The organism is Arthrobacter sp. B0316-1-20 (genome assembly GCF_059091865.1).
The window spans coordinates 64233-85486 of record NZ_JBNHHC010000008.1; the positions used below are offsets into that span (position 1 = coordinate 64233).

Consider the following 21254-nt stretch of genomic DNA (forward strand, 5'->3'; position numbering starts at 1 on the left):
GTGTGCAATGGAGACATGGACGCAGCGAACGTTGACCTGATGGCCACCGAGACCGCCGGCATCGACGTGTTGGAAAGTCCCGGCATGCGCGAAGCGCTGGAACTCGCCGTCGGCACCGTCGGCGGGACGGTCCGGTCCTGGCAGTTGGCGAAGCTGCAGCACCGGCCTGGGGCCGGCGCGACCGGGATCTACACCGTGCGGCTCCGCGGGCACGACGGCGGCGAGCGGACCGAGTACGTCTGCGTCACCACGGCGCCGGTGCCCGACTGCGGGCTTCCGCTGGTACGCCTGGACGGCGGGCCCGTCCCGCTGACCGCCTGGCTGTATCCGTCCGACCCGGTGCTGGTCGGACTGCCCGCGGCGTGCGACCCGGCTGCGGTGGGCCGCAGCGTTTTCGGCGGGGGAGAAGCCGACCTGAAAATGGTCAGCTACCGGCCGCTGCGGCGGGCCGTGCTGGAAGCCGTCCAGGACGGACACCGGGTCTTTTTGAAGGTGGTCCGTCCGGACCGGGCGGCGCAGCTGATGCTCCGGCACCGGCTGCTGACCGACGCCGGGCTGCCGGCCCCGGTTGCCTCCGCCGGACCGGCCGACGGCGTGGTGGTGCTCACGGAGGCGAAGGGGGTGCCGCTGGCCCAGGCTTTGATGGACGACGGCGCCGCCAGCCTGGCGCCCGAAACCCTCCTGGCGCTGCTGGATGAGCTCCCGGCCGGTGTGCTGGAGCTCTCGCGTCGCCCGGCCTGGGCCGACCGCGCAGCCGACTACGCCAAGGCAGCGGCGGCCGTGCTCCCCGACGAGCAGGACCGGGTGTTTAACTTGGCCGATCGGGTGGAACAGCTGCTGGCTGCCACCGACGCCGGCCCGCTGGTCCCGACGCACGGCGACTTTTACGAGGCGAACCTGCTGGTGGACGGCGGGAAGATTACCGGACTCATGGACGTGGACTCGCTGGGTCCGGGCCATCTGGTGGACGACTTGGCCTGTTTCCTCGGGCACCTGGCCGTGCTGCCCGCCGTGCACCCGGGGTACGTGCATGTCCCGGCGGCGCTGGAACGTTTCGCTGCCGCCTTCGACACCGTGGTGGATCCGGCGGCCCTGCGCGGCCGGGCCGCCGGCGTGGCGCTGTCGCTGGTGGCCGGGGCGAAGACCCCCGGGGAGGGTGACGGGTGGCAGCAGGACGCCCGGCAACGGCTTGCCATTGCCGAGGACCTGGCCGCCGGCGCGGCCTGATGGGACCCTTCCCTCAGGCGTCGGCGACGAGGCGGTAGCCCATGCCGCGCACGGTGGCGAACTTCTCCGCCCCGAGCTTATTGCGCAGGTAGCGCACGTACACGTCCACCACGTTGGAGCCGGGGTCGAAGTCGTATCCCCAGACCCGCGAGAGCAACTGCTCGCGGCTGAGCACCTGGCCCGGATTCCGCAGGAAGGCCTCGGCGAGGGCGAACTCCCGGGCGGAGAGATCCACCTCCCGGCCGTCGACGCTGGCCCGCCGGGTCCGCAGGTCCAGGCTCAGCGTGCCGCTGCCGAGGACGGCCAGGTCGGCCGGCTGCGCCTCGGAGCGCAGGCGCAGCCGCACCCGGGCCAGCAGCTCCTCGAACCGGAACGGCTTGGACATGTAGTCGTCCGCGCCGTTCTCCAGCCCGGCAACGGTGTCGTCCACTGAGCTGCGGGCGGTGAGGATGATCACCGGGATGTCGTTGCGGCCCTCGCGCAGGCGGCGCAGCACGGTGAAGCCGTCCTGGTCCGGCAGTCCCAGGTCGAGGATGGCCAGCTCGAAGTCCCCGGTCATGGCCAGATGGTAGCCCTCCCGCCCGGTGCCGGCGACCGTGGGCACGTAGCCGGCGGCCTTCAAACCCTTGGCGATGAAGGAACTGATCCTGTCCTCGTCCTCAATGATCAGAATCTGACTCACGCGCTCTCCTCCTTGTCTGCGCCCGCCTCCGGGCCGCTGAGCACGACGGTAAAAGTGGATCCGGCGCCCGGGGCCGAGGCCAGTTCGACGCTGCCGCCGTGCGCCGCGGCGATGGCGCTGACGATGGTCAACCCCAGTCCCGAGCCTTCCGCCCGCGTCCCGTTGCTGCCCCGCGCGAAACGGTCGAAAATCCTGCCCTGGTCCTCCGGGAGGATGCCCGTTCCCTCGTCCCTGACCCACAGCCGCAGCTCATTGCCGCGCACGGCCGAACCGATCGCCACCGTGGAGCCGGGCTCGGAGAATTTCACGGCGTTGGCCACCAACTGCAGCCAGGCCTGGGTAATCCGCCGCCCGTCCAGCTGCCAGCGGGTTTCGGCCCGTGCATCGACGGTCCAGCGCTTGGCGCCCAGCGGCCGGGCCTTGTCCAGCACGTCGTCGGTCAGCTGCCCCACCTCGACGTCGGACGGGTTCACGAAGCCTGGACGTTCCGCCTTGGCCAGCAGGACCAGGTCGTCGACGAGCAGCCGCATCCGGTCCAGCTCGTCCAAGGCGATGCCGCGCACCGACTCGACGTCCGCCGGGTCGCGCGGGTCCTGCAGTTCCAGGTGGCCCTGCAGGATGGTGATGGGGGTGCGCAGCTCGTGCCCGACGTCGTCCAGCAGCTGCCGCTGCGCCGTCATGGACGCCTCCAAACGGTCCAGCATGTCGTTGAAGGTGCGGGAGAGTTCGGAGATGTCGTCATTGCCGCCCACCGGGATGCGCTGGGTCAGGTCCGCGTCGGTGATCCGTTGTGCCGTTTCGCGCACCAGCCGGATGGGTGCCAGCAGCCGGCCGGCCACCTGCCAGCCGACGACGCCGATCAGTACCAGCGAACCGAACCCGATCAGTGCGTAGGTCAGGAAGATATCGTCAAGTTGCTGCAGCTCGGCGTCGTAATCGTAGGCCAGCACGAACGTGCTGTGGGCCGGGTCGGACGAGAGCTGCACCGGCACGGTGACCACCCGGTACGTCGTGGTCGACGTCTCCATGGTGCTGAGCACCACCCGGTCGGACGCAGTGGCGTCCGGGCCCAGCAGGGCTACGAGTTCGGCATCCCGCTCGAGCCGGAGCCGCACGGACGGGCTCGCCGTGTATGTCACCTTCCCGTCGACGAGGCCAAGCATGCCTTCGTTGGCGGAGGGAAGCGTCCGCTCCATCGCCAGGAAGACCAACCGGCTGGCCTGGGTGAAGGGTTCGCCCGTGTCCGGGTCGATGCCTGTCTCCGCCAAGGTCTTGAACTCGCTGACGCTGCGCTGGAGCGAGTCGTCCACCCGCTGGATGATATGGGACCGCTGCAGCGCGAACGCCACCGAGCCGGCAACCAGCAGGCCCAGGGCCGAAAGGGCGAGCACGGCGGCCAGTACCCGGACGCGGACGGACGGCCCGCCCGACGGCCTACGCACGGCCGCCGGAAAGGATGCGGCCGCCAGCTGGAGCGCCGCCGCTGTGGCGAAAGGCGTGGGGGTGTGGGGACAGGGGTACGGACTCAGTCATCGTCCCCGCCATCGTCGTCCCAGTCGTCCGTGTCATCGTCGTCGTAGTCCTGTGGCGGCGCCGGCTGGACCGGAACCGGTCCGTTGCCTTCCTGCGGGCGGGTCGGAGCGGCCGGGGACGAAGGGGCGGTGGACGTGGGCGTGGGGGACGGCTGCTCGCTGCCGGCCGGAGCAGGGTCGCCGGCAGGGGACGGCGGCCCGGACTGCGTAACGGTGATGGACGGGCCCAGGTCGGTGGGCCCGGGCTCGCGCAGGGTAGCGGCCAGTGCGGCCCCTCCGGCGCCCAGCCCGAGCAGCACGGCCAGCGCCACCAGGACGGTGCGGATGGCTGTACGGGGCATGACACCAGTATCCACGGCGCAGATGAGACCAAGATGAGAACCCTGCCCCGCGGCCCAACCCCGCGGCGCAACGGGCCGCGTCGGCCGCGGGTCAGTCGGGGCTGTCGGCCGCGGCGTCCGCGGCACGGCGGGCGATGTCCGCCTCGACCGTCCGGCCCAGGGCGTCCAGCGCCGAGGCCAGCCCCAGCTGCGCCGCGACGCGGAGTGTGCGGCTGACGTCGGGCTCCTGCAGCACCAGCTTGAACATCGGCACGGCGTCGTCGGCCCGCCCCATCTCGGCCAGCACATGGGCCGCGAAGAGTTCGGCATTGCCGGCCGAGGCTGCGTCGTCGGCAGCGGAGTAGAGGTCCGCCGCCTGCAGCGCCGCCGAGACCGCTCCGGTGCCGTCCTCCAGCGCCCACAGCCCCCTCGCCCGCGTGTCGCTGTAGTCCGCCTCGTACCACCGGGCCCCGTAGAGGTGCGCCAGCTGGATTGCCTCGTCCAAGACCGTGAGCCCGTCCGGGTCGCCGGCCTCGCACAGGGCATGTCCCAAGGCATGCAGGGCCTGCGGCAGCGCGGCGTCGTCGTCCTCGGCCTTGCGGGCCGCGGCCACCGCCGCCTCGAAGCAGACCAGCGCGTCCGTGTCGCGGTCCTCCCGGGAGAGCAGCGTGCCGGTCGCCAGCAGGCCGCGGGCCGCCTCGCCGAATTCGCCGCCGTGGCTGAATTCGGCCACCGCCCGGCGCCAGCAGTCCAGGGCGTCGGCCGTCCGGCCGGCGTGCCGGTGGGCGTGGCCCAGGCTCATCAGCGCCCGCGCCACCTGCGCATGGGGCGCCTTGGTGTGTTCCAGCCGCGCCAGCAGCTTGGACAGCACCTCGCCCGCCAGTTCGTACTCCTCCGCCTCCAGCAGCTGGTTTCCCAGCGCCAGGCGCAGCGTGAGCTCTTCCTGGACCTCGCCGCGTTCGGCCTGGGCGACCGCCGCCTGCCAGGCCAGCACCGAGTCCTCATAGTCGCCGATGCCGGCACAGAGCCGGGCCAGCACGACGGCGGCACTGATGGCACCCTTGCGGACCCCGGCAGCCGCATACAATTCCAGCGCCGTCAGCGCTTCCTCCAGCCCGGCCGCGCCGTCGCCGCCGGCGGCATTGGCCTTCAAGAGCCACATGCTGGCGGTGGTGGCGCGGTTGCCGGGCAATGCCAGCATGCGGTCGGCAACTGCGGTGGCCCGTTCCGGCTGGTCGGCCTGCAGGTAGGTGTTGGCCAGGTACATCAGCGCGCCGGACAAGCTGTCCGTCCGGCCGGAATGCTCGTAGCCGGCCACCGCGTCTTCCAGCAGCGCGATCGCCTGCTTCGCTTCCCCGCGCTGGGAACGGACGACGGCGATGGCCAGCTGGACGTCCGCCGTCACCGATCCCGGGGCACGGGCCTCCAGCAGGCGGTCAAGTTCTGCCTCCAGGAGCGGGAGGTCGTCGTCGCCGGCTTCGCGGAACAACGCCGTTCCCAGCCGCTCACCGGCCGCGGCCTCGGCTTCCAGCCCGTGGCTGCGGAGCAAGGCGATGCGGGCGTGGAGATATTCCCGGGCCTGCTTCTCTTCGCCCGCCAGCTGGGCGAGCGCAATCAGCACCGAGTACAAGCCCAGCCGGACGTCAAGTTCGGTGTCCGAGGACCGGGCGAGTCCGGCCTGCGCCAGGGCACGGGCGCCCGCGTGGTTCTCGGCATAGGCTGCCTCGTAAGCGCGGTCCAGGCAGTCCCTGGCAGACGACGGGAACCGTGCCGGGTCGGGGCCGGCGCTCTCAAGCACGGCGCGCAGGCGGTCGGCGATCAGCCCGCGCGGCACCGTTGCGGCGGACTCAGGCACGGCCGCCCCGCCTCCGCAGCGCTGTGCCGTGGAACCCAGCTGGCGCGTTCCCCATGGTCTTAGTTCTAGCCGCGAACAGGGGTGGGCGCAATGCCCCGGCGCTCCCCGAACGGGCGCGCGGAACCTCGCCTACAGACCGCCGGCCAGCACGACAAATATGCAAAGGAAGCATTGCAAAGTAACGCTTGCAAAGATTTGTTTGCACCGCTACGCTGGTGCCCATGGAGCAGCAGAGAGAGCAGGAACGCGAGCCCGGACGCGGCGGCTACGGCGACGAACGCCACGTAGACGTGGTCGCGCTGAAGGCCCTCGCGCATCCGCTCCGGGTGCAGCTGCTCAACGCGCTGTCCCAGTACGGCCCTCAAACGGCCAGCGGACTGGCGGAACGGTTGGGGGAGTCCAGCGGCGCCACCAGCTATCACCTGCGCCAGCTGGCCAGGCACGATTTCGTCCGGGAGGTCGAAGGCCGGGGCACGGCCCGCGAACGCTGGTGGCGACGCACTCCCGGCAGCCTGACCATCAGCGCCGGCGATCTGTCCGGCACTCCGGCCACCCGGGAGGCGGCCCGCCTGGTCACCCGCGAATTCGAGCGCAGCCGCGCCGACCTGCTGGCCGACTTCATGACCCGCGGCGCCGACCTGTTGCCGCAGGAATGGCTGGAGGCGTCGGTGGCCAGCACCATCAACGTCCGCCTGACCCGTGAACAGCTGGCTGACATCGCCGAACAGGCAGCCGCCTTTGTGCGGAAACTGGCCGAACCCTACCTGGAGCAAAATGCCGAGGGCGCGGAGGACGTCCGCCCGGTTCAGCTCCACGTCAATGCCTTTCCCATCATCGACTCCCGGTCGGACCGGCCGGCACATCACCTGTGAGAGCCCATCATGACAACTGTCCCCACCCAGCCGTACCGCCCGCCGTCGTCAGCCCTCGCCGGCATCCGGACACCGGTCTTGGAGTCGCTGCTGATCCGCGCCGGACGCGCACTGGTGCGGGCCGGGGAGCGGCGGGCGCGGCTGAAAGCGCAGCGCCTGCGGCCCGGCCCGTGGGCCGCCGCGGTGGCGCCGCGGGAACGTCGGGACGCGTTGCTGCGCGCCCGCGACGAACTGCGCACGGATGCGCAGGCGGCGGCGCACAGCGGCCTCCGCGTCCGATAGCCGCCTCGCCCGCCGCCCTACACTAGCCGCCCCCCCTACACTGGCCGTCGCCCTAGACTGGGGGACATGGAATTCGACACGCGCGTGGCCGCCTACGGCGTGATCGTGGCCGACGGCGCGGTGCTGCTGGTCCGCTGGACCGGCGCAGGCTGGCCGCGCTGGACTTTGCCCGGCGGCGGCCTGGAATACGGCGAAGACGCCGCAACCGGCGCGGTCCGCGAGATCCGGGAAGAAACGGGCTACGCCGCCAGGCTCGAGCAGCTGCTGGGCGTGGACAGCAAGCACATTCCGGCCGCGAAGCGCCTGCACGGGCACCGGCCGCTGCACGCCTTCCGCGTCATCTACGCGGCCAGCGTTGTCGGCGGCGAACTGACCGACGAGGCCGACGGCTCCACGGACCTGGCCCGGTGGATCCCGCTCCATGAGGTTCCGACGCTGGACCGGGTCGACCTGGTGGATCTGGGGCTGCGCCTCTACTTCCCGGACGGCGTCCCGGCGGGCCATTCCGCAAACGGCCGGTGAGCGCTATGCTGATCCAGTTGCCGGGCTGACCAGCCCGCCGGACAACCCCGAGGAGGTGGGTGTGATGACCGTTTATCCCGCAGATCCTGCTGCCATCACCAGCCCAGCCTCCGTACCCCGCCCGCGCCGCGGCTAGCGGCCGGAACGTCCCCGGGCGGAGGCCTCACGCCCCGAGGTAACCGTCGTGACCGACACCCATCACCCGCACTCCTTGCTGCGCAGCTACGGCTACACCCGACACGCCGCCGCGCAGTTCAACCTCCATTTTCCCGACCCGGCGCTCCGCCCCGCCCGGGTGGTGCGCACCGACCGCGGCCGCGTCCTGCTGGCGGCCGACGGCGGCCTGCTGCACCTGGCCACCGCAGGCCTCAGCCCGCAGCCGGCCACCGGAGATTGGGTGGCGTACGACGCCGCCCGGCCGGCTTCCGCCGGCGGCCCGGCCATCGCCGGGCTGCTTCCGCGGTTTTCCGCCCTGTCCCGCAAACAGGCCTACGACCCGCTGGCGGCCGAGCAGATCCTGGCCGCCAACATGGACCTGGTCGGCATCGCGGTGCCCTTCGACCGGCCGCTGTCGGCCAACCGGCTGGAGCGCACCCTGGTGGCCGCGTGGGATTCCGGGGCGCTGCCGGTGGTCATCCTGACCAAGGCCGACCTGAGCGGCCGCCATGACGAGGTCGCCGCCCAGATCCTCGAGCAGGCCGCCGGCGCGGACGTCTTGGCGACGAGCGCGGAAACGGGCGACGGGCTCGATGCCGTAGCCGAATACCTGGGCCCCGGCCGGACGATGGTGCTGCTCGGGCCCTCGGGCTCGGGCAAATCCAGCCTGATCAACGCGCTCGCAGGCCGGGCGGTGCAGGACATCGGAGCCGTCCGGGCCGGCGACGGGAAGGGCCGGCACACCACCACGGCGCGCGAGCTCATTCCCCTGCCCAACGGCGCCGTGCTCATGGACACGCCGGGCATCCGCGGCTTCGCGCTGTGGGACGCGGAGGAGGGGCTGGCGATCATGTTCGCGGACATCGAAGATCTGGCCGCCGGCTGCCGGTTCAACGACTGCGCCCACGACGCCGAGCCCGGCTGCGCCGTGCGCGAGGCCCTCGCCGCCGGCAGCCTGGAGCAGCGGCGCTGGGACAGCTACCGGATGATGGAACGCGAGCTGGCCCGCCTCCACCTGCGGCAGAACGTGGCGGAGCAGCGCCGGGCCGGCCGGCAGTTCGGCAAGGCGGCCAAGGCCGCCGCACAGGCCAAGGACCATCGCGGCAGGCGCTGACCGGGTGCTCGCGGGCCGCGCCGTTGACTAGACTCGGTGGCAGCACCTGTGGGCCCGCCGGCCGCAGGACCCCCCCCACGGAAGGTTCAGCATGCCCGAGCCCACGCGGCCGGCCGCCCGGCCGGATGAGCTGCCGGCCGAACGCTCGGCCGGAGCCGGTGCCGGCCCCATGGTGCAGTTCCGCGCCGTCACGAAGACCTACGCCGGACAGGCGGCGGTCCAAGACCTGACGCTGGACATCGACCGCGGCGCGATCACCGTCTTCGTGGGCCCTTCGGGCTGCGGCAAGACCACCTCGCTGCGGATGATCAACCGAATGGTGGAGCCGACCTCCGGGTCCGTCCTCGTGGACGGCCACGACGTCTCCGGCCGGCCCGCAGCGGCCCTGCGCCGGTCCATGGGCTACGTCATGCAAGCTGCCGGGCTGCTGCCGCACCGCACGGTGCTGGACAACATCGCGACCGTGCCGCGGCTGAACGGCGTCCGTCGGGCCGCGGCCCGCAAGCGGGCCGACGAGCTGCTCGCCGTCGTCGGGCTGTCCCGGGAGCTGGGCGGCAGGTATCCGGCCCAACTCTCCGGCGGCCAGCAGCAGCGCGTCGGAGTGGCGCGGGCGCTCGCGGCCGACCCGCCGATCCTGCTCATGGACGAGCCGTTCAGTGCGGTGGATCCGGTGGTCCGTGCCGAGCTGCAGCAGGAATTGCTGCGGCTGCAACAGCAGCTGGCGAAAACCATCGTCTTCGTCACGCACGATATCGACGAAGCGGCCCTCCTCGGGGACAAGCTGGCCGTCTTCGCCACCGGGGGCCGGCTGGCCCAGTTCGCCCCGCCCGAGGAGGTCCTGCGGGCGCCGGTGGATGATTTTGTCGCCGGTTTCGTCGGCCGGGACCGCGGCTTCCGCTCGCTGTCCTTCAACAGCGCGCACGGGCTGCCGCTGCTGCCTGCCCGCACCGCGACCGCGGACAGTGCAGGCGAGGCGTCGCGGGAGGGCTGGCTGTTGCTGACCGACGACGACGGCGCACCCGCGGGGTGGCTGCCGCCCGGGGAACGCGACCCGGCCCGGGCCCGCATCGGCGGGTCGCTGTTCACCGTGGGGTCCAGCCTGCGCCAGGCGCTGGATGCGGCGTTGTCGTCGCCGTCCGGGGCCGGCGTCGCCGTCGACGCCGAGGGGCGGGTGGCCGGCCTGGTCGATCCCGCGGCCGTGCTGCAGAGGCTCCAAGCGGGCGGCAGCTGATGGAGTGGTTCCTGGCGAACCTGCCCTATGTGCTGGAGCTCAGTGTCCTCCACCTGTTCCAGTCCGCGCTTCCGCTGGTGCTCGGGCTCGTGCTGTCGCTGCCGCTGGGTTACCTGGCCTGGCGGGTCCGCGCAGTGCGCGGCGTTATTCTGTCCGTCTCCTCGGTGCTGTACACGATTCCCTCGCTCGCCCTGTTCGTGATCCTGCCGGTCATCCTGGGTACCGGGATCCTGGAAATGTCCAACCTGATCGTGGCGCTGACCGTGTACTCGGTCGCGCTGCTGGTCCGCGCCGTGGTGGACGCGCTGAACTCCGTGGACGACGGCATCCGGCAGGCCGCGGTGGCCATGGGCTACCTGCCGGTCCGCCGGTTTTTCAGCGTGGACCTTCCGCTGTGCATTCCGGTGCTGGTGGCCGGGCTGCGGGTGGTCTCCGTGAGCAACATCTCGGTGGCCAGCGTCGGCGCGCTGATCGGCGTCCGGAACCTCGGTTTCCTGTTCACCGACGGGCTGCTGCGCTATTTCATGACCGAAATCGTCGTCGGGATCCTGATGACCCTGGTGCTGGCGACGCTGATGGACGTGCTCCTGCTGGCGCTTGAGCGGGTGCTCACGCCGTGGCGGCGCCCGGGTGCGGCCGCCGGCGGAACCGGGCCGCGGACGCGCGGCGCGACCGGCGCGCTGCCGGCGGCCGGCGGTGCCGGGGCGGGCTCCCTTGCCGCCGCAGGGGAACGGCCGGACGCCGCGGAAGCGGCGGTGCGCGGATGAACCTGTTCGAGGAAACCGCGGCGTGGCTGGCGGATCCGGTCAACTGGGCCGGTCCGGCGGGCGTGCCGGCCAGGCTGGCCGAGCACCTGTACTACAGCGCCCTGACCCTGGTGATCGCCGCGGCCATCGCCGTGCCGCTGGGGCTGTTCGTCGGCCACACCGGAAGGGGGCGCCTCGCCGTCGTGGGCATTGCCAGCGGACTGCGGGCCATGCCCACGCTGGGCCTGCTGACCCTGTTCGTCATCCTGATGGGCCTGGGCCTGATGCCGCCGATCTACGCCCTGGTGATCCTGGCCATTCCGCCGCTGCTGGCCGGCACCTATTCGGGGATCGCCGCCGTCGACCGCCAGCTGGTGGACGCCGCCCGGGCGATGGGCATGACCGAGTGGCAGGTCCTGTTCCGCGCCGAATTGCCCAACGCGCTGCCCGTGCTGCTGGGCGGGGTGCGTGCCGCCGTGCTGCAGGTCATCGCCACGGTGGCCGTCGTGGCCTACATCAACCTGGGCGGCCTGGGCCGGTATCTGATCGACGGGCTGGCGGTCCGCGACTCGGTGCGGCTGTTTGCCGGTGCGCTGCTGATCGCGGCGCTGGCACTGGTCGTGGACGCCTTGCTGGCCGCGGTGCAGAAAGTCGCCGTATCGCCCGGCCTGCGCGGCTTGAGGGGGCGGGCCGAAAGGCAGAACAAGTAAGGTTGGAACAGCCAGTGCCGGCACATGAGGAGATGAGCATGAAGGACCACCCCGGGAACAGCGCCAGCAACCGCGGACACGACAAAAACCCGGCCGCGCGGCGCAGCGTGCTCGCCGCAGGGGCGGCCGCCCTCGCCCTGGTGCTGGCTGCCTGCGGCGGGGGATCCGACCCCCTGCAGGACCCGACGCCGGCACCCGAAGGCAGCACCGGCGGGTCCCTGGTGGTCGGTGCCAGCGGCGGCACGGAGAGCCAGATCATCGCCGAAATCTATGCGGGCGCCCTGACCGCCGCCGGCTACGACGTCACCACGAAACCGGGCATCGGCTCGCGCGAGGTCTACGTCAGCGCCGTCCAGGAAGGGTCTGTGGATATCATCCCGGACTACAGCGGCAACCTCCTGCTGTTTTTGGACACCGAGGCGACGGCGGCCTCCGCCGGGGACGTCATGACAGCCCTGGCTGATGCCCTGCCCGAGGGACTCGGCGTGCTGGAGCCCGCGTCGGCGGAGAGCAAGGACGCGATGGTGGTGACCAAGGCTACGGCGGAGGAATACCAGCTGACGTCGATCGAGGACATGGGCCCGGTGTGCGGCGAACTGGTGCTCGGCGCCAACCCCGAATTCGCCGAGCGCGAGTACGGGCTGCCGGGGCTGGAAGCCAACTACGGCTGCGTGCCCAAGTCCTTCGAACCGATCAACGACTACGGCGGACCGACCACGCTCAACGCCTTGATCACCGACAAGATCCAGGTGGCCGACATCTACACCACCACCCCGTCCATCGAGGACAACGACCTGGTGGTGCTGGAAGACCCGAAGAACAACTTCATTGCGCAGCAGGTGCTGCCGCTGATCCGCAGCGATGCAGTCGACGAGCAGGCGGCTCAGGTGCTCAACGAAGTTTCGGCAGCGCTGACCACCGAAGACCTGATCGACCTCAACCGCCAGGTCAGCGGGGACGAGAAGCGCAATCCGGCCGACGCCGCCGCGGACTGGCTGGCGGAAAAGGGCCTGGCCGGCTAGGGGTCAGGCTCCCGTTCACGCGCCGCTTCGGTCTCCGGGGCGGCGCGTGCCGTGTGCGAAGATCGTTGGATGGCCCAGTACAAGCAGTCCAACAAGCTCCACAACGTCCTCTACGACATCCGCGGTCCGCTCCTCGAGCATGCCCAGCGGATGGAGGCCGAGGGCCAGCGCATCCTCAAGTTGAACATCGGCAACCCGGCGCCGTTCGGATTCGAAGCTCCGGACGCCATCCTGGTGGACATGATCCGCAACCTGCCCACCGCGCAGGGCTACAGCGATTCGCGCGGGATTTTCTCGGCCAGGACCGCGGTGTCGCAGTACTACCAGACCCGCGGCATCCAAGAGATCGGCGTGGACGACGTGTACCTGGGCAACGGGGTCAGCGAGCTGATCACCATGAGCCTGCAGGCGCTGCTGAACAATGGCGACGAAGTGCTCATCCCGGCCCCCGACTATCCGCTCTGGACCGCGTCGGTGTCGCTGGCCGGCGGCCACCCGGTGCACTACCTCTGCGTCGAGGAAGAGGGCTGGCTGCCGGATCTCGAAGACATCGAACGGAAGATCACGCCCAACACCAAGGGCATCGTGATCATCAACCCGAACAACCCCACCGGCGCCGTCTATCCGCGGCACATCCTCGAGGGGATGCTGGAACTGGCGCGCCGGCACAACCTGGTGGTGTTCTCGGACGAGATCTACGAGAAGATCCTGTACGAGGATGCGGAGCATGTGAACACGGCGCTGCTGGCCGACGACGTGCTGGTCATGACGTTCAGCGGCCTGTCGAAGGCCTACCGCGTGTGCGGCTTCCGCAGCGGCTGGATGGCCATTTCCGGGCCGAAGCACCTGGCCGCGGACTACATCGAGGGCATCAACCTGCTCACCAACATGCGGTTGTGCGCGAACGTGCCCGCCCAGCATGCCATCCAGACCGCCCTGGGCGGCCACCAGAGCATCAACGACCTCATCCTGCCCGGCGGCAGGCTGCTCGAGCAACGCAATAAAGCCTATGAGCTATTGAACGCCATCCCCGGCGTCAGCACGCAGCAGGCCAAGGGCGCGCTCTACCTGTTCCCCAGGCTCGACCCGGAAGTTTACGGGATCAAGGACGACGAACAGTTTGCGTTGGACCTGCTCAAGCAGCAGAAGATCCTGATCTCGCACGGCCGGGCGTTCAACTGGACGCAGCCGGACCATTTCCGGCTGGTCACGCTGCCCAACGTGGACGTGCTGACCGAAGCCGTGGGGCGGATCGAGGAGTTCCTGGCCGGATACCGGCAGTGACAGCCGCGTCTGCGTAGCCGCGCCGCCGGCGGCTCGGTAGGCTGTCGCCACCCGCACCGCCGGCCAAGCCGGCCGGGCCGAACAGGAGGACCAGGTGGAACAGACCGGATTGCCCGAGTTCACGCGGACGCCGTCGGAGATGCTGCGGGTCGGCCCGGGATTCGGCCTGGCCGGTGTCGATACCGGCTCCACACCCGGATTCCTCGGCGGCAGGACCGAGGGAAAACTCCTGCTCAGGGCCTCGGACCGCCGGCTGTCCGAACTGCAGGAACGCCTCTTCGCGCAGAGCCGCGCCGGGGCGCCGGACGCGGTCCTGCTGGTGCTGCAGGGGATGGATACCTCCGGCAAGGGCGGGATCGTCCGGCACGTGGTCGGAGCCGCAGACCCGCAGGGGATTTCCCACCGGGCCTTCAAGGCGCCGACGCCGGAGGAGCTGGAGCACGATTTCCTCTGGCGGGTGGAGCGGGCCTTGCCCGGTCCCGGCATGATCGGAGTGTTTGACCGGTCGCACTACGAAGATGTGCTCATCCACCGCGTGCACGGGCTCTCGCCCTTGGCGGAGGTGGAGGCACGCTACGGGCAGATCATCGACTTCGAGGCGATGGTGGCCCGCCGGGGCATCCGGATGATCAAGGTCATGCTGCACCTGGGCAAGCGCGAACAGGGCAAACGGTTGCGCGACCGGCTCGACCGGGCCGACAAGCACTGGAAGTACGATCCCGGCGACGTGGACGCGCGGCGGCGCTGGGACGAGTACCAGCAGGCCTACCAGGTCATGTTGGAGCGGACCAGCACCGTCGACGCGCCGTGGTTCGTGGTGCCGGCGGACCACAAATGGTATGCACGGATCGCCGTGCAGGAGCTTCTGCTGCAGGCACTGGAAGACATCGACCCGCAGTGGCCGCCGGCGGGCTTCGACGTCGAGGCGGAAAAGGCCCGCCTGGCTGCCTCGTAACGCACGCCCGCCGGGTTCGCCGGTCCGATGCCCGGGAACCGGTCTGGCCGGGGCGGACTAGAGGGGTGACACCGGGGACGCGGCGGTTCCGCGGCGGACTAGAGGGGTGATACCGGGGACGCGGCGGTTCCGGGGCTGCCCGGGCTGGCCGGCGACGGCTCGGTCCCTGCCGCCTCGCGTGCCGCGTCGAGCCGCTGCCGTGCGCCTTCCAGCCATGCCTCGCAGCGGGCCGCCAAGGCCTCGCCGCGCTCCCACAGTGCCAGGGACTGTTCAAGGCTGGCGCCGCCGGCTTCCAACTGGCTGACGACGGCCACCAATTCCTCGCGCGCCTGCTCATAGGAGAGGGAGGCGACGTCGGGCGGTGCGGGCTGCTCTGTCATGGGGTCTCGCTTTCGGTGCCGGTGTTGTGTGGTGGTGTCTGGGATTCCGGGAACGGCGTCAGGGAAGGGCTTCGGCGGATACTTCGCCGACGGCCACCCGGAGCCGCAGCCGTGTTCCGGCCGGTGCGTCCGCCGCATCGCGCAGCACCCGGCCATCGGGCAGCTGGGCCACGGCATAGCCGCGGTCCAGTGTGTTCTGGGGGGACAGTGCGCGCACCTGTGCCTTCAGGTGGGCGACCCGGTCGCTGTCACGGTGCACGGCCGCCGAGACGGCCTGGTGGGCCCGGGAGACGAGCCGGTGGAGATCTTCCGCCCGGACGTCCACCATGCCCGCGGGGTTTGCCATCACCGGGCGGCTGCGCAGCGCGGCCAGGCGTTCGGTTTCTCGGTGGACCAACTGCTCCACCCGGCGGGCAAGCAGGGCGCGGGCTTGTCCGATGCGGTGCAGTTCCTCGCTGACGTCCGGGACGATGCGCTTGGCGGCGTCGGTCGGCGTGGAGGCACGCAGGTCCGCGACCTCGTCGAGCAGGGGCCGGTCCGCTTCGTGTCCGATGGCGCTCACCACCGGCGTGGCGGCGGCGGCCACCGCCCGGACCAAATCCTCGTTGCTGAAGGGCAGCAGGTCCTCCAGCGAACCTCCGCCGCGGGCGATGACGATGACGTCCACATCGTCACGGGCGTCGAGCTCGCCGAGCGCCTGCATCACCTGGGCCACGGCATTCACGCCCTGGACGGCAACTTCCCGGACCTCGAATTCGACGGCCGGCCAGCGCAGCGATGCATTCCGGATGACGTCCTTCATGGCGTCGGAATCGCGGCCGGTAATGAGGCCGATGCGGTGCGGCAGCAGGGGCAGCCGGCGCTTGCGGGACGGATCGAAGAGGCCTTCGGCGGCCAGCGCCCGGCGCAGCCGCTCCAGCCTCACCAGCAGGTCGCCGAGCCCCACCGGCCGGATGTCCCGGGTCTGCATGGTCAGCCGCCCGGTCTTCACGTAGAGGTCCGGTTTGATCTGCGCCACCACCCGGGAGCCCGGTTCCAGCGGCAGCTCCAGGCGCGCCATCACGCTGCCCCAGACCACCAGGCTGAAGGATGCCTCGGCGTCGGTATCCCGCAGCGTCAGGTAGGTGGTGGCGTTCCGGCGGTTAAGCTCAATGACCTGGCCTTCGACCCACGTGGGCGGCACGCGGTCGATGTGCATCTTGAGCTTTTGGGACAGCAGCCGCAGCGGCCACGGGTTGTCCGCCGTCGTCTGGTTGGCAGTCGGGGGCAGGGTCGATTGTCCGGTGCCGGCGCCTTGGACCGCGCTTGACTCCATGAATTGCCCCTTCCGGAGGTGTGATTCCGACGGCTGCCGGAGACCCTACATTCTTACCAGTTATCCCTGTCAATCGGATTCTCTGTTGTACTGGGTAGGGGTAGGCGGCGCTCCTCGAGCCCCGCCGGATCTGCCTGAAGCAAGCAAGGAAACGGAGGAGACCGTGCGGACGTTGTTGGCTGCGGTCGGCGGGCTGTTGGCCGTGCTCCTCGCCGGGGCCGCGCTCTGCGGGGCCTGGGCCGACCAACGGGTGCTCGACCGTGGGGGCTTCGTGTCGCTGGCCGCCCCGCTGGGCGAGGACGCCGGGTTCCGGTCGGCGCTGGCCGCCACCATCACGGAAGAAGTTGCCGGCAGTGCCGAGTTGCCGGCCGGCCTCCAGGAACTCGTGCGGCCCATCGTGGAGCGAACCGCTGGAGCGATGACCGAACTGGCCGGATTCCCGCGGGCCCTCAACGAGTCGCTGGCCCTGTCGCACGCGCATACGTTCTCAGGGACTTCCGGGGGAGAGGCAGCCGTCACGCTGGATATCGCCCCCATGGTGGCCCTGGCGGTTTCGCGGGTAGCGGACGCGCTGGGTACTAATATCCGCAGCCCCGAGCAGGTGTTGTTGCCGCTGGGCTCGGCAGAGGCGGGCGGCGTTTTGGCCTCGGTGCGGGACCTGCCGTCGCAGTGGTGGGTTGCCGCGGTGGCAGCGGCCGCGGCACTGGTGCTGATGCTGCTGGCCGCCCGGCGTCCCGCCACGGCGCTGGCCTGGGCCGGTATTGGCGCGGGATTACTGGGCGGGGGCCTCTGGCTGGCCGCCGGGCTTGCACCGCCGCTGGCAGTGAATGCGGCGGGCGAAAGTGCGTTGGCCCAAGTGGTCCTGGGGAGGCTGGTCGAGTTGGCCGTCGCCGACTTCCGGCCCTGGGCCGCCGTCTTTGCCGCCGCCGGACTGGGGGTCGCGGTGGCCGGTTTCACCCTGCGTGCGGTGCTGGGCGGGGCCCGGCGGACCGGGCCCACGGGCTAGCATAGAGGCATGGCCAGTACTGCTGTTTCCCTTTCCATGCCTACCATTCCCCGCAAGCGCCGCACCCCGGACGAGGTCTGGGCTGCCGCACCCGTGGACGGTGACAAGAAGGTGCTGCTGGCGGCCCCGCGTGGATACTGCGCCGGCGTCGACCGGGCCGTGATCGCGGTGGAAAAGGCGCTGGAGCATTATGGCCCGCCCGTCTACGTGCGCAAGCAGATCGTCCACAATGTGCACGTGGTCTCCACGCTGGAGGAAAAGGGCGCCATCTTCGTCGAAGAGACCGACGAGGTGCCCGAAGGCGCCCTGGTCGTCTTCTCGGCGCACGGTGTTTCGCCTGCGGTGGTGCAGTCCGCCGAGGACCGCCAGCTGCGGACCATCGACGCGACCTGCCCGTTGGTGACCAAGGTGCACCGGGAAGCCGTGCGGTTCGCCCGCGACGGCAACGAGATCCTGCTGATCGGTCACGAGGGACACGAAGAAGTCGAAGGGACCTACGGGGAAGCGCCGGACCACACCACGATCGTCAACAACCCGGACGAGGCGCGGACAGTGCAAGTGCGGGATCCGGAAAGGCTGATCTGGCTGTCGCAGACGACGCTCTCGGTCGACGAGACGATGGAAATCGTCTCCATCCTGCGGGACCGCTTCCCGGCTCTGCAGGATCCGCCGAGCGACGACATCTGCTACGCCACTTCCAACCGCCAGGCCGCGATCAAGAAGATCGCACCCCAAGCGGACCTGGTCATTGTGGTCGGCTCCGAAAACTCATCCAACTCCGTGCGGCTGGTCGAGGTCGCCCTCGAGTACGGCGCCAAGGCGGCCTACCGCGTGGACTTCGCCAACGAGGTAGACGAGTCCTGGTTCGAGGGCGTGGCCACCGTCGGCGTGACCTCCGGAGCCTCCGTGCCGGAGGTTCTGGTGCGCGAGGTGCTGCGCCTGTTGGGCGACTACGGCTACGGCGACGTGGAAGAAGTGGTCACCGCCGAAGAGGACATCCTTTTCTCGCTGCCGAAGGAACTGCGCGCCACGCTCAAGGAACGCGGCGACGAAACGCGCGGCCTCGGCGGCCGCGTCACCCGCCCGGGACGCTAACGCCCGGGACCGCGGCGCCGTCGGCCCGGCAAGCGCAGGTCCGCGGCGTCCGCCTGGCCGGATCCGCGGACACGGCTCCGGCCGCAGCGCCACCTGGCACGCAAGGCCCGGGCCGCCCTGCTAGGCGGCCGGGTCGCGGCCTTCGATCAGTTCGGGGGCCGAGAGCAGCCGGGGCGTGTTCTCCAGGGCCGCCGGGGCGGCGGGCTCCTCCAGGGACGTGCCGTCGAAGGCGTAGATCTTCCGCGCGGTCGGCAACACCCTTGATTCCAGGGTCCCCACAAACGAGTTGTAGCGCTCGACCGAGCTCTTGAGCGACGAGCCCAGCTTGGTGACATGGTCGCCCAGCGTTCCGAGCCGCTCGTAGAGCTGCCGCGACAGGTCGAAGATCTCGCGTGCGTTGTCCTTGAGCACTTCCTGCCGCCAGGTAAAGGCCACCGACTTCAGCGTGGCCAGCAGCGAGACGGGGGAGACCAGCGCAACGCTGCGGGCGAAGGCGTGGTCGAGCAGGCCGGGATCGGCATGCAGGGCGGCGGAGAGCACCGCCTCCGAGGGCAGGAAACAGAGCACCAACTCCGGGGACGCCTGCAGGCTCTCCCAATACTTCCGCCCCGCCAGGGCATCCACGTGGGCGCGCACCGCCTTGGCATGGGCGTTCAGCAGATCCACCCGTTGCTGCTGTTCGGCAGCCGATGCGGCCGCCGGAATTTCCTGGGCCTGCAGGTAGGCGCGCAGCGGAACCTTGGCATCCGCGACGATGGACTTTCCACCCGGCAGCCGGATGATCATGTCCGGACGGCCGGTCCGGTCCGCCCCGGCGAGGTGCACCTGCTCGTCAAAGTCCACCCGGGCGAGCATCCCGGCAGCTTCCACCACCCGACGCAACTGCACCTCGCCCCACTGCCCGCGGGCGGAATTGGACTGCAGCGCGGAGGCGAGCGTCTGCGTGGAACGCATCAGCGCCTCGTCGCTGCGCTGGGCTGCACGCAATTGTTCGGCCAACTGGCCGAACTGCTCCACCCGGTCCCGTTCCAGCAGGCTGACCTGCTGCTGGACGAGCTTGAGCTTCTCACCGACCGGGATCAGGGCGCGCAGCACGGTGTTCTCCTGCTCATCCTGGGCGTAGAGCTGTGCGTTCTGCTCGGCGAGCATCCGGCGCTCCGCTTCCACCCCGGCGAGGCGGGCCGAGAGGTCTGCCAGCCGGTCGCCGTCGTCCTTCGCGGCGTCCTGCAGATCCGCCAGCCGGCGGCGGAGAAGGACGGCCACGGCCGCGGCGCCGGCGGCGGCGCCCACGAACAGGGCCAGAAGGGCGAGAAGTACATGCGATGCATCCATACCTTCACCATGCCAGCCGCCTCGGACAAAATACGGCACGCGGGTCGATGTGTCCGGGCCACGGTATCCTTGACTACCGTGGCTCTAACTATTGGCATCGTCGGACTGCCCAACGTCGGCAAATCAACCCTCTTCAACGCACTGACCCGCAACAGCGTGCTCGCGGCAAACTACCCGTTCGCCACCATCGAGCCGAACGTCGGTGTGGTCTCGCTGCCGGACCCGCGGCTGGAGAAGCTGGCGGAGATCTTCGGGTCGCAGCGGATCCTGCCCGCGACCGTGTCCTTCGTGGACATCGCCGGCATCGTCAAGGGGGCTTCCGAGGGTGAGGGGCTGGGCAACCAGTTCCTGGCGAACATCCGCGAAGCGCAGGCGATCGCCCAAGTCATCCGTGTGTTCGACGACCCCGACGTTGTCCACGTGGACGGCAAGGTCGACCCGCGTTCGGACATGGAAACCATCAACACCGAGCTGATCCTGGCCGACCTGCAGACCTTGGAAAAGGCCCTCCCGCGGGTGGAGAAGGAAGTCAAGATCAAGAAGCGCGACGCCGCGGAACTGGCCGCCCTGCAGGCAGCGCAAAAAGTTCTGGAGCGCGGCGACACCGTCTTTTCCTCCGTTGAGAGCGACAAGCTGGACATGGAAAACCTCCGGGAACTGAGCCTGTTGACCGCCAAGCCGTTCATCTATGTGTTCAACGTGGACGACGCCGTGCTCGGCAGCCCCGAGCGGCAGGCCGAGCTGCGCGGGCTGGTGGCACCCGCCGACTGCGTGTTCCTGGATGCCAAGCTGGAGGCGGACCTCGTGGAACTCGACGAGGAAGAAGCCCGCGAGATGCTGGAGATGAACGGCCAGGACGAGTCCGGGCTGGACCAGCTGGCGCGGGTGGGCTTCCACACGCTGGGGCTGCAGACCTACCTGACGGCCGGGCCGAAGGAAGCGCGCGCCTGGACCATCAACCGCGGCGACACCGCTCCGCAGGCTGCCGGCGTGATCCACTCGGACTTCCAGCGCGGCTTCATCAAGGCCGAGGTGGTTTCCTTCGCCGATCTGGTGGAGGCGGGGTCCATGGCCGAGGCGAAGGCCCGCGGCAAGGTGCGGATCGAAGGCAAGGACTACGTCATGGTCGACGGCGACGTGGTGGAATTCCGTTTCAATGTCTGACGGTCTGCCGTCTTGCCCGGAGTGCCACGAGGCGTTCACGTACGAGCAGGGCGCCTTGTTGGTGTGCCCGATGTGCGGCCATGAATGGCCGAAAGACTCGGCCGAGACCATGCCTGAGACCGCTTTGATCAAGGATGCCGTGGGCAATGTGCTCGCCGATGGTGACACGGTCACGGTCGTCAAGGACCTCAAGGTCAAGGGAGCCGGTGGCGGAGTCGTGAAGGTCGGCACGAAGGTGCGCGGCATCCGACTCATTGAGGACGGCGTGGGCGATCACGACATTGATGCGACCGTTCCCGGGTTTGGGCGGATGCAACTGAAGTCCAGCGTGGTGAAGAAGGTCATCTGACCCGCGGCCATTCCTCATGTCTAGGGGTTTCGTCGGTTGATCCTCGACCGCCTGGCCAAGGGCGGCGTTTCAGGACGCCTGGTCGCAGGCTACGACCAGTCCT

22 protein-coding genes are annotated in these 21254 nt (G+C 70.1%); 15 read left to right on the forward strand and 7 right to left on the reverse strand.

Going from position 1 to position 21254, the window contains the following annotated elements:
• The first annotated feature begins 15 nt into the window (after window positions 1-15).
• Window positions 16-1227, forward strand: a complete 1212-nt coding sequence (locus AC5RW2_RS15050; protein WP_494049587.1) for a phosphotransferase — start codon at window positions 16-18, stop codon at window positions 1225-1227.
• Window positions 1228-1240: 13 nt separating this feature from the next.
• Here the strand turns inward: AC5RW2_RS15050 and AC5RW2_RS15055 are convergent, their stop codons facing one another.
• The 4 genes from AC5RW2_RS15055 to AC5RW2_RS15070 all read right to left on the reverse strand — a co-directional run bounded on the left by AC5RW2_RS15055 (window position 1241) and on the right by AC5RW2_RS15070 (window position 5616).
• The gene (locus AC5RW2_RS15055) at window positions 1241-1909 is read right to left on the reverse strand and encodes a response regulator transcription factor (protein ID WP_494049588.1); all 669 of its coding nucleotides are present in this window, start codon (window positions 1907-1909) and stop codon (window positions 1241-1243) included.
• A complete protein-coding gene (locus AC5RW2_RS15060; RefSeq protein WP_494074115.1) occupies window positions 1906-3351 on the reverse strand; it encodes a sensor histidine kinase in 1446 nt (481 codons plus the stop codon). Before AC5RW2_RS15060 ends, AC5RW2_RS15055 begins: the two co-directional genes overlap by 4 nt.
• An 83-nt stretch (window positions 3352-3434) precedes the next feature.
• Window positions 3435-3782: a hypothetical protein gene (locus AC5RW2_RS15065; protein ID WP_494074116.1), complete on the reverse strand. Its 348-nt coding sequence runs from the start codon at window positions 3780-3782 to the stop codon at window positions 3435-3437.
• Window positions 3783-3873: 91 nt separating this feature from the next.
• The gene (locus AC5RW2_RS15070) at window positions 3874-5616 is read right to left on the reverse strand and encodes a hypothetical protein (RefSeq protein ID WP_494074117.1); all 1743 of its coding nucleotides are present in this window, start codon (window positions 5614-5616) and stop codon (window positions 3874-3876) included.
• Window positions 5617-5837: 221 nt separating this feature from the next.
• On the opposite strand from AC5RW2_RS15070, the gene AC5RW2_RS15075 reads away from it, so the two are divergent.
• The 10 genes from AC5RW2_RS15075 (at window position 5838) to AC5RW2_RS15120 (ending at window position 14510) form a co-directional block, all read left to right on the forward strand.
• Window positions 5838-6488 carry an ArsR/SmtB family transcription factor gene (locus AC5RW2_RS15075; RefSeq protein WP_494074118.1) on the forward strand — a complete coding sequence of 217 codons (651 nt, stop codon included), beginning with the start codon at window positions 5838-5840 and terminating at the stop codon, window positions 6486-6488.
• A gap of 9 nt (window positions 6489-6497) precedes the next feature.
• Window positions 6498-6770 (forward strand): hypothetical protein, encoded by a 273-nt coding sequence (locus AC5RW2_RS15080; RefSeq protein WP_494000373.1) that lies wholly within the window; start codon window positions 6498-6500, stop codon window positions 6768-6770.
• A 66-nt stretch (window positions 6771-6836) separates the two neighbouring features.
• Window positions 6837-7292 (forward strand): NUDIX hydrolase, encoded by a 456-nt coding sequence (locus AC5RW2_RS15085; RefSeq protein WP_494074119.1) that lies wholly within the window; start codon window positions 6837-6839, stop codon window positions 7290-7292.
• A 184-nt stretch (window positions 7293-7476) separates the two neighbouring features.
• Window positions 7477-8562, forward strand: coding sequence for a ribosome small subunit-dependent GTPase A (gene rsgA, locus AC5RW2_RS15090; RefSeq protein ID WP_494074120.1), 1086 nt, complete (start codon window positions 7477-7479; stop codon window positions 8560-8562).
• A 169-nt stretch (window positions 8563-8731) separates the two neighbouring features.
• Window positions 8732-9793: an ABC transporter ATP-binding protein gene (locus AC5RW2_RS15095; RefSeq protein WP_494074199.1), complete on the forward strand. Its 1062-nt coding sequence runs from the start codon at window positions 8732-8734 to the stop codon at window positions 9791-9793.
• Window positions 9793-10560 carry an ABC transporter permease gene (locus tag AC5RW2_RS15100; protein WP_494074121.1) on the forward strand — a complete coding sequence of 256 codons (768 nt, stop codon included), beginning with the start codon at window positions 9793-9795 and terminating at the stop codon, window positions 10558-10560. The genes AC5RW2_RS15095 and AC5RW2_RS15100 overlap by 1 nt, the downstream gene beginning before the upstream one ends.
• On the forward strand, window positions 10557-11249 hold the full coding sequence (locus AC5RW2_RS15105) for an ABC transporter permease (RefSeq protein WP_494000369.1): 693 nt from the start codon (window positions 10557-10559) through the stop codon (window positions 11247-11249). Before AC5RW2_RS15100 ends, AC5RW2_RS15105 begins: the two co-directional genes overlap by 4 nt.
• A 38-nt stretch (window positions 11250-11287) precedes the next feature.
• Window positions 11288-12271, forward strand: a complete 984-nt coding sequence (locus tag AC5RW2_RS15110) for an ABC transporter substrate-binding protein (RefSeq protein ID WP_494074122.1) — start codon at window positions 11288-11290, stop codon at window positions 12269-12271.
• Window positions 12272-12340: 69 nt separating this feature from the next.
• Window positions 12341-13555 carry a pyridoxal phosphate-dependent aminotransferase gene (locus AC5RW2_RS15115; protein WP_494000367.1) on the forward strand — a complete coding sequence of 405 codons (1215 nt, stop codon included), beginning with the start codon at window positions 12341-12343 and terminating at the stop codon, window positions 13553-13555.
• Between the two features lie 139 nt (window positions 13556-13694).
• Window positions 13695-14510, forward strand: a complete 816-nt coding sequence (locus tag AC5RW2_RS15120; RefSeq protein ID WP_494012997.1) for a PPK2 family polyphosphate kinase — start codon at window positions 13695-13697, stop codon at window positions 14508-14510.
• Between the two features lie 98 nt (window positions 14511-14608).
• Here the strand turns inward: AC5RW2_RS15120 and AC5RW2_RS15125 are convergent, their stop codons facing one another.
• Complete coding sequence (locus AC5RW2_RS15125; protein WP_494012635.1) at window positions 14609-14890, reverse strand: exodeoxyribonuclease VII small subunit; 282 nt, start codon at window positions 14888-14890, stop codon at window positions 14609-14611.
• 58 nt (window positions 14891-14948) lie between these two features.
• Entirely contained in the window at window positions 14949-16205 is a 1257-nt protein-coding gene (gene xseA, locus AC5RW2_RS15130) for an exodeoxyribonuclease VII large subunit (RefSeq protein WP_494022568.1), read from the reverse strand.
• Between the two features lie 163 nt (window positions 16206-16368).
• On the opposite strand from xseA, the gene AC5RW2_RS15135 reads away from it, so the two are divergent.
• Both AC5RW2_RS15135 and AC5RW2_RS15140 read left to right on the forward strand, forming a co-directional pair.
• Window positions 16369-17211: a hypothetical protein gene (locus tag AC5RW2_RS15135; protein ID WP_494074123.1), complete on the forward strand. Its 843-nt coding sequence runs from the start codon at window positions 16369-16371 to the stop codon at window positions 17209-17211.
• 9 nt (window positions 17212-17220) lie between these two features.
• Entirely contained in the window at window positions 17221-18306 is a 1086-nt protein-coding gene (locus tag AC5RW2_RS15140; protein WP_494025485.1) for a 4-hydroxy-3-methylbut-2-enyl diphosphate reductase, read from the forward strand.
• 120 nt (window positions 18307-18426) lie between these two features.
• Here AC5RW2_RS15140 and AC5RW2_RS15145 read toward each other — a convergent pair whose 3' ends face one another.
• Entirely contained in the window at window positions 18427-19638 is a 1212-nt protein-coding gene (locus tag AC5RW2_RS15145; RefSeq protein ID WP_494025486.1) for a DNA recombination protein RmuC, read from the reverse strand.
• 78 nt (window positions 19639-19716) lie between these two features.
• Here AC5RW2_RS15145 and ychF point away from each other — a divergent pair, with 78 nt between their 5' ends.
• Both ychF and AC5RW2_RS15155 read left to right on the forward strand, forming a co-directional pair.
• Window positions 19717-20802 (forward strand): redox-regulated ATPase YchF, encoded by a 1086-nt coding sequence (gene ychF / locus AC5RW2_RS15150; protein WP_494000361.1) that lies wholly within the window; start codon window positions 19717-19719, stop codon window positions 20800-20802.
• Complete coding sequence (locus AC5RW2_RS15155; protein ID WP_494025487.1) at window positions 20795-21151, forward strand: zinc ribbon domain-containing protein YjdM; 357 nt, start codon at window positions 20795-20797, stop codon at window positions 21149-21151. The genes ychF and AC5RW2_RS15155 overlap by 8 nt, the downstream gene beginning before the upstream one ends.
• Window positions 21152-21254: the final 103 nt, after the last annotated feature.

Excerpts from the sequence above, each read along its gene's own strand:
- AC5RW2_RS15050 (WP_494049587.1), top strand. The coding sequence starts at position 16 with ATGGACGCAGCGAACGTTGACCTGATGGCCACCGAGACCGCCGGCATC.
- AC5RW2_RS15065 (WP_494074116.1), bottom strand. The coding sequence starts at position 3,782 with ATGCCCCGTACAGCCATCCGCACCGTCCTGGTGGCGCTGGCCGTGCTG.
- AC5RW2_RS15075 (WP_494074118.1), top strand. The coding sequence starts at position 5,838 with ATGGAGCAGCAGAGAGAGCAGGAACGCGAGCCCGGACGCGGCGGCTAC.
- AC5RW2_RS15080 (WP_494000373.1), top strand. The coding sequence starts at position 6,498 with ATGACAACTGTCCCCACCCAGCCGTACCGCCCGCCGTCGTCAGCCCTC.
- AC5RW2_RS15085 (WP_494074119.1), top strand. The coding sequence starts at position 6,837 with ATGGAATTCGACACGCGCGTGGCCGCCTACGGCGTGATCGTGGCCGAC.
- AC5RW2_RS15095 (WP_494074199.1), top strand. The coding sequence starts at position 8,732 with ATGGTGCAGTTCCGCGCCGTCACGAAGACCTACGCCGGACAGGCGGCG.
- AC5RW2_RS15100 (WP_494074121.1), top strand. The coding sequence starts at position 9,793 with ATGGAGTGGTTCCTGGCGAACCTGCCCTATGTGCTGGAGCTCAGTGTC.
- AC5RW2_RS15105 (WP_494000369.1), top strand. The coding sequence starts at position 10,557 with ATGAACCTGTTCGAGGAAACCGCGGCGTGGCTGGCGGATCCGGTCAAC.
- AC5RW2_RS15110 (WP_494074122.1), top strand. The coding sequence starts at position 11,288 with ATGAAGGACCACCCCGGGAACAGCGCCAGCAACCGCGGACACGACAAA.
- AC5RW2_RS15115 (WP_494000367.1), top strand. The coding sequence starts at position 12,341 with ATGGCCCAGTACAAGCAGTCCAACAAGCTCCACAACGTCCTCTACGAC.
- AC5RW2_RS15120 (WP_494012997.1), top strand. The coding sequence starts at position 13,695 with ATGCTGCGGGTCGGCCCGGGATTCGGCCTGGCCGGTGTCGATACCGGC.
- AC5RW2_RS15125 (WP_494012635.1), bottom strand. The coding sequence starts at position 14,890 with ATGACAGAGCAGCCCGCACCGCCCGACGTCGCCTCCCTCTCCTATGAG.
- xseA (WP_494022568.1), bottom strand. The coding sequence starts at position 16,205 with ATGGAGTCAAGCGCGGTCCAAGGCGCCGGCACCGGACAATCGACCCTG.
- AC5RW2_RS15140 (WP_494025485.1), top strand. The coding sequence starts at position 17,221 with ATGGCCAGTACTGCTGTTTCCCTTTCCATGCCTACCATTCCCCGCAAG.
- AC5RW2_RS15145 (WP_494025486.1), bottom strand. The coding sequence starts at position 19,638 with ATGGATGCATCGCATGTACTTCTCGCCCTTCTGGCCCTGTTCGTGGGC.
- AC5RW2_RS15155 (WP_494025487.1), top strand. The coding sequence starts at position 20,795 with ATGTCTGACGGTCTGCCGTCTTGCCCGGAGTGCCACGAGGCGTTCACG.